The sequence below is a fragment of the Diaphorobacter limosus genome (genome assembly GCF_033100095.1).
GTDB classification, from domain to species: domain Bacteria; phylum Pseudomonadota; class Gammaproteobacteria; order Burkholderiales; family Burkholderiaceae_C; genus Alicycliphilus; species Alicycliphilus limosus.
Genome location: NZ_CP136921.1, coordinates 2,646,130 through 2,660,096 on the forward strand (window position 1 = coordinate 2,646,130; position 13,967 = coordinate 2,660,096).

Annotated in this window: 12 protein-coding genes; 6 read left to right on the plus strand and 6 right to left on the minus strand. The window is 66.7% G+C overall.

Annotated features, from left to right (window positions below):
• Positions 1-69: 69 nt before the first annotated feature.
• Positions 70-1,950 (plus strand): beta-galactosidase, encoded by a 1,881-nt coding sequence (locus tag P4826_RS12805; RefSeq protein WP_317700761.1) that lies wholly within the window; start codon positions 70-72, stop codon positions 1,948-1,950.
• A 172-nt stretch (positions 1,951-2,122) separates the two neighbouring features.
• A complete protein-coding gene (locus tag P4826_RS12810) occupies positions 2,123-2,902 on the plus strand; it encodes an enoyl-CoA hydratase/isomerase family protein (RefSeq protein ID WP_317700762.1) in 780 nt (259 codons plus the stop codon).
• A gap of 54 nt (positions 2,903-2,956) precedes the next feature.
• On the opposite strand, the gene P4826_RS12815 is transcribed toward P4826_RS12810, so the two are convergent.
• The 4 genes from P4826_RS12815 to P4826_RS12830 form a co-directional block, all read right to left on the minus strand.
• Positions 2,957-3,922, minus strand: coding sequence for a PEP-CTERM sorting domain-containing protein (locus P4826_RS12815; RefSeq protein WP_317700763.1), 966 nt, complete (start codon positions 3,920-3,922; stop codon positions 2,957-2,959).
• A 313-nt stretch (positions 3,923-4,235) separates the two neighbouring features.
• The gene (locus P4826_RS12820) at positions 4,236-4,361 is read right to left on the minus strand and encodes a PEP-CTERM sorting domain-containing protein (RefSeq protein WP_317700764.1); all 126 of its coding nucleotides are present in this window, start codon (positions 4,359-4,361) and stop codon (positions 4,236-4,238) included.
• 45 nt (positions 4,362-4,406) lie between these two features.
• Positions 4,407-4,691, minus strand: coding sequence for a DUF3297 family protein (locus P4826_RS12825; protein ID WP_425605168.1), 285 nt, complete (start codon positions 4,689-4,691; stop codon positions 4,407-4,409).
• A 421-nt stretch (positions 4,692-5,112) separates the two neighbouring features.
• On the minus strand, positions 5,113-6,366 hold the full coding sequence (locus P4826_RS12830; RefSeq protein ID WP_317700766.1) for a nucleoside recognition domain-containing protein: 1,254 nt from the start codon (positions 6,364-6,366) through the stop codon (positions 5,113-5,115).
• 55 nt (positions 6,367-6,421) lie between these two features.
• Here P4826_RS12830 and P4826_RS12835 point away from each other — a divergent pair, with 55 nt between their 5' ends.
• On the plus strand, positions 6,422-7,066 hold the full coding sequence (locus P4826_RS12835) for a response regulator (protein WP_317700767.1): 645 nt from the start codon (positions 6,422-6,424) through the stop codon (positions 7,064-7,066).
• A 163-nt stretch (positions 7,067-7,229) separates the two neighbouring features.
• Here P4826_RS12835 and P4826_RS12840 read toward each other — a convergent pair whose 3' ends face one another.
• Positions 7,230-9,899, minus strand: a complete 2,670-nt coding sequence (locus P4826_RS12840) for a PAS-domain containing protein (RefSeq protein ID WP_317700768.1) — start codon at positions 9,897-9,899, stop codon at positions 7,230-7,232.
• 146 nt (positions 9,900-10,045) lie between these two features.
• On the opposite strand from P4826_RS12840, the gene P4826_RS12845 reads away from it, so the two are divergent.
• The gene (locus P4826_RS12845; protein ID WP_317700769.1) at positions 10,046-11,368 is read left to right on the plus strand and encodes a dicarboxylate/amino acid:cation symporter; all 1,323 of its coding nucleotides are present in this window, start codon (positions 10,046-10,048) and stop codon (positions 11,366-11,368) included.
• A 56-nt stretch (positions 11,369-11,424) separates the two neighbouring features.
• Here P4826_RS12845 and P4826_RS12850 read toward each other — a convergent pair whose 3' ends face one another.
• Positions 11,425-12,393, minus strand: coding sequence for a recombination-associated protein RdgC (locus P4826_RS12850; protein WP_317700770.1), 969 nt, complete (start codon positions 12,391-12,393; stop codon positions 11,425-11,427).
• 197 nt (positions 12,394-12,590) lie between these two features.
• Here P4826_RS12850 and P4826_RS12855 point away from each other — a divergent pair, with 197 nt between their 5' ends.
• On the plus strand, positions 12,591-13,148 hold the full coding sequence (locus P4826_RS12855; RefSeq protein ID WP_317700771.1) for a Spy/CpxP family protein refolding chaperone: 558 nt from the start codon (positions 12,591-12,593) through the stop codon (positions 13,146-13,148).
• 110 nt (positions 13,149-13,258) lie between these two features.
• A complete protein-coding gene (locus tag P4826_RS12860) occupies positions 13,259-13,876 on the plus strand; it encodes an acyloxyacyl hydrolase (protein ID WP_425605169.1) in 618 nt (205 codons plus the stop codon).
• Positions 13,877-13,967: the final 91 nt, after the last annotated feature.

A 13,967-nucleotide genomic window follows, 5' to 3' on the forward strand; every position in this document is an offset into this window, starting at 1 on the left:
CCTCCCAGGCTCTGCCACGGCCTTATCCCGCCATGCTCAAATGCACGCTTTTGCCACGCAAGAACGTACATGAACCGTCTTCTCCGCTCAGCCGCAGCACTGCTGTGCGCCCTGTTTTTCGCCAGCACGGCGATGGCCAAGCTGCAGGTGGCCACGCTCATCGTCATGCCGCAGGATCTGCGCCAGAACCCGCAAATCATCAGCGATTTGGCTGCCCGGGGCATCAACCACGCCACGGTGTACTTCACCTGGGCCGATGTCGAGGCCCAGCCGGGCCAGTTTGACTTTTCGGCCTACGAGCCGTACTTCGACCAGCTCACCCAGGGCGGGCTGTCGCTCATCGTCGTACTCGACATGGGTGGGCGTACCTACTTCGATGCCACGGGCAAGCAGTTTCCCGGCCGCACCACCGTGCCCGACTGGCTGTACAAGCAGGTGCCCGAAGGGATCATGAAAAACTTCTCGGGCCAGTTCACGCCGCAGCCCGACTTCATGAACCCCACGGTGCGCCAGTACTCGGCCCGGTTCGTGCGCAATGCCGTGGCCCATCTCTCGCAGCGCTATCCCGGCAAGATCACGGCCTACGCCATTGGCCTGCAGGAAGAGCATGAAATCAAATACGGCCAGACCGGCTACCAATGGCGCGACTACGCCGACGCCGCGCAGGCAGCATTCCGCCAGCAAACGGGGGCGCCGCTACCCGTCATCAACTACACCAACGACATTGCCCTGGGCCTGCCCAGGACGGAGCCGCTGCTGCACACGCACAAGCAATTCCGCGAAGCGCGCCTGAAGGATGCCACCTGCTTCTACGCCGACGCCATCCGCAGCCAGGGTGGGCGCGCCATGAGCTACTTTGGCGAACTCTTCACCGCGCACGATGCCATCTACGCCACCAGCGTGGTCGAACAACTCGCCGACTGCCTGGACATTGCCGTCATCGACTACAACTTTTTCGACGGCTACAGCCTGTCGCCCGACGCGCGCGTGCTGCCCATGCTGGCCAACTACATGGCCTCGGTGGGCTACAAGCACATCATGGTGGGCGCCTATGCCGAGCAATGGGAACGCGTGAAAAAGTCCGCCGATCTCCTGCCCGTCATCAGCCGCACCCTGTCCACCTCGCTGGCGCAGCCGAACGTGATCGGCTACGAGGTGGGTGGCTTGCAACGCCAGCTCGACCCACACCTCGCGGGCACGCTGGATCTGGCAAAGCTCCAGACCCTGCGCGTGCAGCCACCCGCACCCGCAACGGCAAACACAGCGCAAAAGCTCACCGTGGGCATCCTTGCCGCCACCAGCAATTACTACGTATGGCACGGCGATCGCAGCGGCGGCGTCAACGTGCACCGTGAGGCGCTGCTGGAGGCCTACAACCTCCTGAGCAAGCAGCCAGGCATGCAGGTGCACGTCATTGGTGAAAAAAACCTGCAAGAGGGCGACCCGCTGCTGCAGCGCCTGAACGCCATCGTGGTGCCGCACCAGGCCGCGCTGCCCGCATCCGTCAAGCAACAGCTCACAGCATACTGGAAGAACGGCGGCACGCTCGTCCAGGACATGCGCCTGGGTGAGTTCGATGAGAACGGCAAACCCGTCTTCGACTGGATGCACGAGGTTTTCGGCATCGAGCACGTTACGTGGAAGCCGCGCGGCGGCATCTTCATGACTGCCGACGGCCAAATCCTGCGCCTGAGATCGGCGCGCAAACTGTACACAGGCTACGCCGCCATGATCCCGCGCCCCGGCTTTCGCCTGCTGGCCACCGACCTGCTGAACAAGCGCCAAGGCATCATGGTGCGTGGTGAGCGCACGCTGGCATTCGGCTTTACGCCACAGCTGGTGGACGACGCCACCCAAGCCATGTGGCAACAGATTTTCGTGCGCGAAATCACCAACGCCATGCTGTGCCCCACGCCGGCCACCTGTAGAACGCCTGCACCGCGCCCTTGAGCGTGAGCAGCAGCAGCGGCGGCGGCCGTTGTGGCGGATGCAACGCCCTGGTGACACTGCGCATCGGGATGCGACCAAGGTATTGCGCCCATGTTTGAGCGGGTTTAAGCCTTATTAGCCTTAAATCCTTTTCTGTAAAGCGTAGATTGCTATAGATTTTATATTAAACCCCATGACCCAATCCCCTTTGCTCACCTCGCGCCAGGACGCCATAGTCACCCTGCAGTTCAACCGTCCCGAGGCCATGAATGCGCTGGATCTGGCCACGGCCCAGGCGCTGCTGGCAGCCGTGCAGGACATTGCACAGGACGACAGCGTGCGTGCCGTGGTGCTCAAGGGTGCGGGCCGCGCCTTCGTCGCCGGTGGCGACCTGGTCACGTTGCAGGCTGACCCGGTGAGGGGCGCGCGGGATCTGCTGGAACCGCTGAACCAGGCGCTGCTGCTGTTACAAGACCTGGACGCTCCGGTGATCGCCCAGGTACATGGCGCGGCCGCCGGCGCCGGCCTGTCGCTGATGCTGATGTGCGACTTCGTGCTCGCCGCCGAGGAAACCAAGTTCAACCTAGCCTACATCAACCTGGGCACCAGCTGCGATCTGGGCGCATCCTGGGCGCTGCCGCGCCTGGTGGGCCTGCGCCAGGCACTGGAGATCGCCATGCTGGGCGAAACCTTCGGCGCCGACGAGGCGCTGCGCCTGGGCCTCATCAACCGCGTGCTGCCCGCCGCCGAACTGGAGGCCGCCGCCCAGGCCTTTGCCGAGCGCCTGGCCGGCGGCCCCACCCTGGCCTACGGCCATATGCGCCGCCTGCTGCGCGCCGGGCTGGATCATGACCTGGCCACCCAGCTGCAGGCCGAGGCCCACGCCTTTGATGCCTGCGCCCACAGCCACGACCTGCGCGAAGGCATCAACGCCTTCCTGGCCAAACGCAGGCCGCAGTTCAGCGGAAAATGAGAACCAGTCAAAACGCCGGCAATTGCCGGCGTTTTGACATCAGGGTGATGGCGCTCAGGCCCGCCTGCGCCGGCGCAGCACCAGGCCCAGGGCGGCGATGCCAAGCAGGGCCAGGGACGATGGCTCGGCCACGGTGTTCTTCGGGCCGGCGACGGGGTCTTGCGCGCCGACGGGGATCACCGGGTCACTCAGGGAGTCATCCGGGTTCAGCGATGGCGGGGTGGTCGGAAGATCATTGGGGCCGAAGTTGTCCGGCGCGCTGCCGGGGGGGATGGCGTCGGCGGTGATCACCGGGTCGCCCTTGGGAGCATCCAGGTCCAGCACCGGCGGGACGGCTTGCGGGTTGCTGGGGCCGGGGTTCTGCGGTGCGCTTTCAGGGGTGCTGCCAGGGGTACTCGCAGGGGTATTGCCAGGGGTGTTGCCGCCAGGGCCGGAAGGAGCCACCTTGGCAACCTCGGAAGGCGTGCTGCCAGTGCCGGTTGCGGGGGTTGCCGGCTTGTCAGCCGGCGAAGCACCAGGGCCGCTGATTGCCGGTGGCTTGGCCGAAGAGCCCGCTGCCGGCGACGGCGCACCCGATGGCGACCGCTGCATGCCAGGCAATGGCATGGCACTGGCGGCCTGCTGCGCATGGCGGCCCGAGGCAGCCGATGCGCCGCCACTGCTTGCCGGGGCAGCGCCCGCCCCCGAAGCGCCGACAACACGGGCAGCACCCGCGCCTGTAGCCTCACCCCGGCTTGCGCCGCCGCTGCCAACAGGCGCTGAGGGCGCGGGCGCAAGGCCGACGATGGTCGCAACCGTGCCCGGGTCGCTCGACGTGGGCACTGCCCGCTTGCCACGGCCTGCCTCGCGGTCGGGCGTCTTTGACGACCCCTGCTGCGTAGCGCTCGCCTTCTCAGGCGCCGCCGCAAGCCGCTGGTCGGGTGCGGATCTGCCCGCCAGGATGACCGATCCGGTCGCGATGGAGCCGGCGCCAAGCACCACGGCAACGGCCAGCGCAATCTTCAACATGGGCTTTTTCATGGCTGCAAACTTCTGATGTCTACGTGATCAAGGATCGGCTTCGGTGGCCTCGTGAGACTCACGAGGCTTTGTATGAAACATTAAGCAAACATCATGCCTAAAAATAAACTTATTTAAAATCAACAAGGTGGCGATAAATTAAGTTTAGCGGCATCCTCACTTGTAAGAAAACCTGACAAAACGTAGTTGGAATCACGGCTCACCCAAAAGCATCGGTGCCGTTGCTCGCTGCTGTCGCTTACCGAACCACATGGCGGCCGGCGCCAGAAAAAACGCCGACTAATGCCGGCGTCTTGCGTGCCAATGACTGCCCTCAGGCCCTCATGCGCCGGCGTGCCACCAAGCCGAGCGCGACGATGCCAAGCAGGGCCAGGGTCGAGGGTTCGGGTACCGTGCCGGGGTTGGTGATGGAGCCGCCCGTACCACCGATGAGTCTCACGCGCTGTAAAAAATCCCGACAAATCACGGCCGCTCTGCGGCCGGCCTACTTGTAGAACGCCTCCACCACGCCCTTGAGCGTGATCAGCAACGGCCGCCCCTTGCGGTCGCGTGTCTTGCCCGCGGGCACCTTGATCCAGCCCTCGCTGACGCAGTACTCCTCGACGTCGAAGCGCTCCTTGCCATTGAAGCGTATGCCTATCTCGGCGTCCTGCTGGAACACCGCCGCCACATGGTGCGGGCTGCGCGGGTCAACGGCCAGGTGGTCGGGCAGGGGGATCTGGGCGGAATCGGTCACGGCAAGGCCTTGCAAAAAGAACAGGGGCCGCATTGTCCCGCATCTTTCTCCCGGCACACATTCACTACTAAAACAATAGCTGTTTGCGCTTACCCACAGGGCGCAAAAGCCATATTTCAATGTGAAACTCGTACCTCAGCCACGCTGTGGATAAGTCTGCGGAGCATTCCGGTACAAGCGCCGGCTTATGCACAGCGGCAGGCGTCACGCCCGGTTTGTCCCCATTTCGGGTACGCCGTCGGCGCATACCCGTCCCCATGCTTCAGGACAGTCCAAACCATTGATATGACAACGAATAAACGGCTTGTCCACAGGCAGGGCCGGCCTCTACTACTACCACTAGTTTTTTATAAGAACATCAATGAACAACCAGGGGGCGAAATCCGGCCGAGGCCGCCATGTAAAAAAAACCGCCATCGTCGGCGCTTGATTGGGGCAAGTGAGGGGGCCGGGCTCAGCGCCACATGGCGTAGCCCACGCCAATGGCCGCCACCAAGCCCACGGCGTCGGCCAGCAGGGCGCAGGCCAGGGCGTGGCGGTGGTGTTTCACGCCCACGCTGCCGAAGTACACGGCCAGCACGTAGAAGGTGGTCTCGGTGGAGCCCTGGATGATGGCCGCCAGGCGGCCGACGAAGGAGTCCACGCCATGCGCCTGCAGCACGTCGATCATGAAACCGCGCGCGCCCGCGCCCGAGAGCACCTTCATCAGCCCCACGGGCAGGGCCGGCAGGAAGTCGGTGTTCCAGCCCAAAGCCGCCACGCCCGCACCTATGGCCGAGAGCAGCGCGTCCATGCAGCCAGCAGCGCGGAACACCCCAATGGCCACCAGGATGGCGATCAGATAGGGAATGATCTGCACCGCCACGCCAAAGCCTTCCTTGGCGCCGTCGATGAAGGCGTCGTACATGTTCACGCGGCGCCAGGTGCCGGCCAGCAGGAACAGAAGTACGACGCCCAGGATCACCGCCGCGCCCGTGGTGCCCGCCACCTGGGCCGCGCGTTCAGCCGGCAGCCGCGCCAAGCCGGCCACGGCCGCCGCCAGAAGGCCGCCGACGGCCAGCAGCGGCAGCCACAGGCGTGCGCGCCACAGCGGCAGGCGCTGGGCCACGGCCACGGCCAGCACGCCGGCCAGCAGTGAGGCAAAGGTGACCAGCAGCGTGGGCAGAAAGATGTCGGCCGCGTTGAAGCCCGCGCCCAGGCCCTGCTTCAGCGCCACGCTCTGGCGTATGGCGATGACCGAGGTCGGGATCAAGGTGAGCCCGGCGGTGTTCATGACCACGAACATGATCTGGGCGTTGCTGACAGTGCCCGAGGGCTCGCGGTTCAGCGTCTGCAGCTCCTGCATGGCCTTCAGGCCCAGGGGCGTGGCGGCGTTGTCCAGGCCCAGCAGGTTGGCGCTGATGTTCAGCGTCATCGCGCCCTGGGCCGGGTGGCCGTCGGGCACGGCGGGGAACAGGCGGCGCAATAGTGGGCCGGCCAGGCGCGCCAGCAGCTCGACCATGCCGGCGCGCTCGCCCACCCGCATCAGGCCCAGCCACAGGGCCATGATGCCGGCCAGGCCGAGCGAGATCTCGAAGCCGGCGCGCGCACCGTCGAACATCGCCGTCAGCAGCGCCTGGAAGATGCCGACCTCACCCAGCAGCCAGCGCACCACGGCGGTGGCAAAGGCCACGATGAAGAAACCCGTCCAGACCCAGTTCAATGCCATGGAGCTTGATGGTAGTGCAAGGGTCATGGCAGGCGGCCGTGGCAGACTGCGGCCCATGTCCCAAGCCACCCTGCTGGTCGCCGACGACCACCCGCTGTTCCGCGCGGCCATCATCGGGCTGCTGCGCGAGCGTTTTGCGCCGTTCCAGACGCTGGAGGCGGCCAGCGCCGCCACGCTGGGCCAGGCCCTGAGCGAGCATCCGGACGTAGAGCTGGTGCTGCTGGACCTGAGCATGCCGGGTGCGCATGGTTTCTCGGCCCTGCTGCATGTGCGCGGCGAGTATCCGCAGGTGCCGGTGGTGGTGATCTCGTCCAATGACCACCCGCGCGTGATCCGGCGCGCCCAGCAGTTTGGCGCCGCCGGCTTCATACCGAAGTCGGCCGCGGCCGAGGACATGGCGCTGGCGATACAGACGGTGCTGGACGGCGGCAGCTGGTTCCCGGCCATGGCGGCCGAACGCTCCGAGGCCGACGCCGCCCTGGCCGCGCGCCTGGCGCAGCTGACGCCGCAGCAGTTTCGCGTGCTGCTGTGCCTGGCCGATGGCCTGCTGAACAAGCAGATAGCGCACGAGCTGGGCCTGGCCGAGAACACCGTCAAGGTGCATGTCACGGCGATATTGAAAAAGCTCGACTGCTACAGCCGCACGCAGGCGGCGGTGCTGGTCAAGGGCCTGGAGCCGGAACAAGGAACAACCCCCTGAGCAGCTTCGCCGCTTCCCCCTTCCCTCTACGCGCTGCGCGCTACGGGAAGGGGGACTTTGCTCAGTGCGGCGGGGCGGCCCTTGCACGGCGGCCCTGGCTTTGGTCGCGCCAGTATCCAACAAAATATGGCTTTACCGAATGTTGGTAAAGCGCTGGCAGCTACTAATTTTGTAGTTTTCCTGTGTCGCTCGGTTCGGCCTCGCTTTGGCGCAGCAGCATCTGGCTGATGAGTGCGCGCAGCGCCGATGGGCGCACGGGCTTGAGCAGAAAGCCCCAGCCGCGCTCGGCGGCCTGGCGGCGCAGGGCGGTATCGCGCTCGGCCGTGACCAGCACCACCAGGGGGTGCTGCTGCCAGCGCGCGCACAGGTCGCCGTACAGATCCGGGCCGTGGAAGGCGCCCATGCGCACGTCCAGCAGCACCAGGCGCGGCGCGTTGCCGGGCGCCGCCAGATCCAGCGCCGCCTGCGGGCCGCCGGCCAGGGGCACGTCGCAGCCCCAGCGCTGCAAAAGCGCGCCGGTGGCGGCGCAGCTGGGGGCGTCGTCGTCCACATACCAGGCCGTGGTGCCTTGCAGGGGTTGATCCTGTGCGGGCTCGCTCTCGGTGGGCGCCAGCGATGGCGCGGCGCCCACGGTGGCCACGATGGGCACGCTGACCCAGAACATGCTGCCGCGCCCGAGCTCCGAGCGCAGGCCGATCTCATGGCCCAGCAGCCGGCCCAGGCGCTCGACGATGGCCAGGCCCAGGCCGGCGCCGCGGTCATCGTCATGGCCCTCGCCCAGGCGGCGGAACTCCTCGAAGATCTCGCGCTGCAGGCTCTCGGGTATGCCTGGGCCCTGGTCGTGCACCTCGATGCGCAGCTGATCGCCATGGCGCCGGCAGCCGATCAGCACCTTGCCGCCGGGCGTGTAGCGGATGGCATTGGAGAGCAGGTTTTGCAAGATGCGGCGCAAGAGCGCCTCGTCGCTGCGCACCGTGTAGCGCGAGCCCACGCAGTCCAGGCGCAGGCCGCGGCTCTTGGCGATGATGCCGAAGTTGTGCTGCACCACCTGCAGCAGCGGCCCGAGCGCGAAGTCGCGCAGGCGCACCTCCAGCTGGCCCGACTCCATGCGCGAGATGTCCAGCAGGCTGGCCAGGATGCCGTCCTGCGCGGCCAGCGCGCCGTCAATGCTGTCGGCCACCTGGCGCCCGGCCTCATCCAGCGCATGGCCGCGCAACAGCGAGCTGAACATGCGCGCCGCGTTCAGCGGCTGCAGCAGGTCGTGCACGGCGGCGGCGACGAAGCGCGTCTTGTAGCGATTGGCCTCCACGGCCTCGCGCCGGGCGGCGTCCAGGTCGCGCGTGCGCTCGGCGATGCGCAGCTCCAGCGCGTCGGCCAGCGAGCGCAGCTCGCGCGCGGCGTTCTTGTAGCTGGTGATGTCGGCATAGCTGGTGACAAAGCCGCCCTCGGGCAGCGGGTTGCCGCGAATCTCCAGCACCTGGCCGTCGCTCTTGGAGCTTTCGTGCAGGTAGGGCGTGCCCTCGCGCAGGTGGCGCAGGCGCCGCTGCACGGCGTCGTCGGCCGGCGGCGGCCCAAGCAGGCCGCGGCGCGCGTTGTAGCGCAGCAGGGCCTCTATCGGGGCGCCCACGCGCACCAGCTCCGCGGGGAAGCGAAACAGCTCGACGTAGCGCGAGTTCCAGGCCACCAGGTTCAGCTCCTTGTCCACCACCACCACGCCCTGCGGCAGGTGTTGCAGGCTGCGTGACAGGCCGGTGTCGGCCTGGCGTGCGGCCTGCACGATGGCGCCCTGGGCGGTGCGCAGCTCTTGGGCGTGTTGTTGCAGGACGGTCTCCAGCTCCTGGCGGCTGCGTTGGCGCAGCAGGGCCAGGCGCCGGCGCTGGCGCAGGATCAGCACCAGCAGCGCCAGGGCCAGCCACAGGCCGCCAGCGGCCACGGCGGCCCAGCGGCCGGCGCTGGCCACGGCGCGGGTGTCGTGCAGCAGGTGCAGCCTCCAGTCGCTGCCGGGTAGCTCCAGGGTCTGCCACAGCAGCGGCCGGTGCTCGGCGGGGTCTTGCAGGCGCACCACCACGCCGCCGCCGGCTACCGGGCGCTCGCTGCGGTACAGCAAGGGCGCCAGAGGCTGGTCGGCATATTGGCGCGTGGCGGCCAGCTCGCCGCGGTCCTGCGCCGTGAGCGGGTTGAGCAGCCGGTAGCGCCAGGCGTCGCGGCTGGCCAGGAAGACCACGCCATGGGTGTCCGAGGCGAGCACGATGTCGGGCCCATTGCGCCACTCACGCTCCAGCTCGGTGAAGACGATCTTCACGGCCACCAGGCCCAGGGCGCGCCCCTGCGCGTCGCGGATGGCGGTGGACAGGAAGTAGCCCGGCTCCCCCGTGGTCAGGCCTATGCCGTAGAAGCGCCCCTGGCCGTGCTGCAGCGCCTGCTGCACATAGGGGCGGAAGTGGTAGTTCTCGCCGACGTTGCTGTGCGCGTCGCGCCAGTTGCTGGCGGCCAGCGCCAGGCCGTCGCGGGCAATCAGGGTCAGCGTGGAGGACTGGCTGGCGCCGTTGGCCTGTTCCAGCTTGTGGTTCAGCGCCTGCACCGCCGCCGGCGTGAGCGGTTGCGCCAGCGCGGTGCGCAGCTCGCTGTCCAGCGCCAGCACCTCGGGCAGGGTGCGAAAGCGGTCTATGCGCTGCACCAGGGCCTGGGCGTAGAGCGACAGCCGGCGCTGCACATCCTGGCTTTCCTCATTGAGCGCGCGCCGCTGCACGATCTGGCCGACCAGCAGCATGCACAGCGCCATGCCGGCGAGCACGACGAGCACGGTCCACAGCAGTTGGCGGCGTTGGTTCATGGGCCTGGAGTGTGCGCGCTTGGGCCGGCGCGGGATGCGTCGCCTAATACCAATAGGTTATCGGCAAAAGAAAGCTGGCGATGTCCAATTCACCACAACGATGCGCCATGCGAGCGCGTCATTTTCTGGCCCACGAAAGACCCGCCATGCACGCCATTCCCCTGCAAGACACCGCCGCGCCCGAGCGCCTGCCCTTTTACCGCCAGCTGTATTTCCAGGTGGTGCTGGCCATTGTGCTGGGCGTGCTGCTGGGGCATTTCGAGCCGCAGTACGGCGCGCAATTCAAGCCGCTGGGCGACGCCTTCATCAAGCTGGTGAAGATGGTCATCGCCCCGGTGATCTTCCTGACCATAGTCACCGGCATCGCCGGCATGACGCACCTTCGCACCGTGGGCCGCGTGTTCGGCAAGGCCATGGCCTACTTTTTGTGCTTCTCCACCCTGGCGCTGATCGTCGGCATGGTGGTGGCGAACGTGCTGCAGCCCGGCGCCGGCATGCACATCCGCGTGGCGGATCTGGACACCAAGGCGGTGGACAGCTTCGTCGCCAAGTCGCATGACCTGAGCCTGGTCGGCTTTGCCATGGACATCATCCCCAAGACCCTGGTCAGCCCCTTCGTCGGCGACAACATCCTGCAGGTGCTGTTCGTGGCCGTGCTGTTCGGCGTGGCCCTGGCCATGGCGGGCGACGCCGGAAAGCCGGCCCTGAACTTCTTCGAGGCGCTGACCAAGCCGGTGTTCAAGCTGGTGAACATCGTCATGAAGGCCGCCCCGATCGGTGCGTTTGGCGCCATGGCCTTCACCATCGGCAAGTTTGGCCTGGGCTCGCTGGTGAATCTGGCCGAGCTGGTGGCCACCTTCTACCTGACCTCGCTGGTCTTCGTGCTCATCATCCTGGGCGCGGTGGCGCGGCTGTGCGGCTTCTCCGTGGTCAAGCTGATGCGCTACCTGAAGGCCGAACTGCTGCTGGTGCTGGGCACATCGTCGTCGGAATCCGCCCTGCCCTCGCTGATGGAAAAGATGGAGAAGGCCGGTTGTAGCAAATCGGTGGTTGGTCTGGTGGTGCCCACGGGCTACTCCTTCAACCTGGACGGCACCAACATCTACATGACGCTGGCCGCGCTGTTCATCGCCCAGGCCACCGACATCGACCTGAGCCTGGGCCAGCAACTGGCCCTGTTGCTGGTGGCCATGCTGTCGTCCAAGGGTGCGGCCGGCGTCACCGGCGCGGGCTTCATCACCCTGGCCGCCACCCTGGCCGTGGTGCCCGAGGTGCCGGTGGCCGGCATGGCGCTGATCCTCGGCGTGGACCGCTTCATGAGCGAATGCCGCTCTCTCACCAACTTCGTTGGCAACGCCGTGGCCACGGTGGTCGTCTCGCGCTGGGAGAACGGGCTGGATTACCAGCGCCTGCATGCGGCGCTGGACGGCGAAGCCGCGGCCCCGATGAAGGAAACGCTGGCGGGTTAAGCCTTCGCGCTTGAAGCAACGGCCCAGGTTCGCCTGGGCCGTTGTCATTTGCGGCCTCAGAACGGCGCGTCGTCGTCCGGGCCGCTGGTCGGGGCGTGCAGGGCGCCGTTTACGGGCGTCGCTGCCCCGCCGATCTCGCCGCGCCCTTCCCCGCCCAGGGCCAGGATCAGGTCGGGGATGAGCTTGGAGAGTTCGCCCGTGGCAATCGCCACGTCGGCGTCAAAGCCGGCATCGTCCTGCTTCTGACCCTCGAAAACGGTGTCCTGGAAGGCGATTTTCTTCAGCTGCAGGCCCTCGGTGAGCACAAAGCTGACGCGGTCGTCCCAGCTCATGGCCAGTTTGGTGGGCAGCTTGCCGGCCTCGATATGCGCCTGCACCTCCTCGATGTCCAGCGGGTGGCGCGCGTAGCGGACCACGGCCTTGTCCTCGCCGGCGCTCTTCAGCTCGCATTCGCGGTCTATGGAAAAGCCCGCCGGCGGCTCCTGGCTCTTGAGCCAGTGGGCCATGGCGGCCTGGGGGCTGGTCTGGGTGTCCAGCAGCGCCAGCGACAGGCCGGGCAGCTGCTCCACCAGCAGGCTGGTGATCTCGTCAGCGCGGCCCTGGGCGCCGGTGTCCAGCATCAGCAGGCCGGCTTCGCGGTCCAGCCACACCCAGGTCGAGCCCTGCTTGGTGAAGGCCATGGGCAGCAGGTCCAGCCTGGCCTCGTCCTTGAGCTCCTTGGCCTCCTTCTTGCCGGGCTTGCGGCCGGTCTGCTGCTCGATGAGCGCGGCCTTCTCCTTGACCTTGCGTGCCAGCACCGTGGCCGGCAGCATCTTGGATTCGGCCATGAAGCGCAGCATCCATTGCCCGCCCACGCTCTCGGCCAGCGGGCCGTGGGCATCGCCGCGCGGCGGCACCCAGCCAACGGCCTTTTCCTGCGTGGCGCCACATTCCTGGAACGGGGTCTTGGCCAGGGCCTCCTCCAGCTGGGTCAGATCCGCCTGCCAGCCCGGGGCAATGCGGTACACGATGAGGTTCTTGAACACTTGGGTTATTCCTGATTTGATAGCTGTCAACGCTTGATGGTAAAGCGCAAAAGCGCTATTTTCTTCATAAAAATGCTGCAGATGCGCGGCACGGCCTGGCAGAACTTTACACAGGCGCAGTGTTCCCACATGGTGGCGTTACACGGGCGCCGGACACTGGCGTCCATGGTTTTGGTCACGCAAGAAAGGAATTCACCATGACCCGTTTCCGTATCACCCAACGCCTGGCCGCCACCGCCCTGGTGGCCGCCCTGGCCGGCATTGCCGCTCCCTCCTTCGCCCAGCCCGCACCCGGTGCCGGCCCGGTGGCCGAGCAGGCCCAGCGCCCGCGCGCCATGACACCCGAGCAGCGCCAGCAGTTCATGAAGGAACGCATGGGCCAGCGCCTGGAGGCCTTCAAGCAGAAGCTGCAGCTCACGCCCGCGCAGGAGCCGGCCTGGAACGGCTTTGTGCAGTCCATGCAGCCCAATGCCGAGCCGCGCCATGCCCGCCTTGACTGGCAGGGCATGGACAAGCTGACCACGCCCGAGCGCATAGACCGCATGCGCGCCATGCACGCCCAGCGTGGCGCCGAGATGGAACGCCGCGGCGAGGCGGTCAAGGCCTTCTACGCCCAGCTGACGCCGGCACAGCAAAAGACCTTCGACGACCAGGGCGCGCGCATGGTTGGCCAGCGCGGTGCCAAGCAGGGGTGGGGCATGCATCGCCACGGCCACCACCATGGCTTTGGCCCTGGCGCATCCATGGGCCAGTAATAGACGGCGACAGCCAGGGCTGCATGCTGCGGCCCTGGCCTACAAGGCCCAGGGTTGGAGGGGGTCTACATTCGTTACATTTGCCCTGCACAAACTAACGAATAAACGTCATGTTCCATCCTTGTCTGCCGCACCCCTCCCCTTTTCGTGGCGCCCGCGGCGCCAGCCAGCGCCATTGGCATGCCCTGGTTGCAGCGGGCTGGCTTGCCGCCCTGCCCGCCTTTGCACAGCAGGCCATGACCGATCTGTCGCACGCGCCCAGCATCTACCTGCAGGGGGCCATAGCGGAGCACGACACCGAGGCCCTGACCCTGGGTCTGACCCTGCCCTGGCGCGAATGGCGCATGCCGCTGTGGGGTGGCGAGCTGCGCGGCCACTGGGATCTGTATCTCAGCCGCTGGTTCTTCAAGGGTGCCGCAAGGCATGGCGGCACCCTTGTGCTGGGCGTCACGCCCACCCTGCGCCTGCGGCCCGATGGCGGCAGCTCTGCCTGGTTCTGGGAGGCCGGCATAGGTGTCACGCTGGCCGATCAACGCTACCACCCGGCGGGACAGGAAGAGTTCAGCACGCGCTTTAACTTTGCCTCGCACCTGGGCATCGGCATCAACTTTGGGGCACGACGCCAGCATGAGCTGCTGCTGCGGCTGCAGCATGTCTCCAACGCCGGCATCAAGAAACCCAACCCGGGGCTGGAAATCCTGCAGCTGCGCTACGCCTGGCATTTTTGACTTGCCTCCTGTGGGCAAGGCTGTGCATGAAAGGCTGGCAAATGGTGGCTTATCCACAGCCAGCGGCGCTTGGCGCAAGTTGTTCCAGATT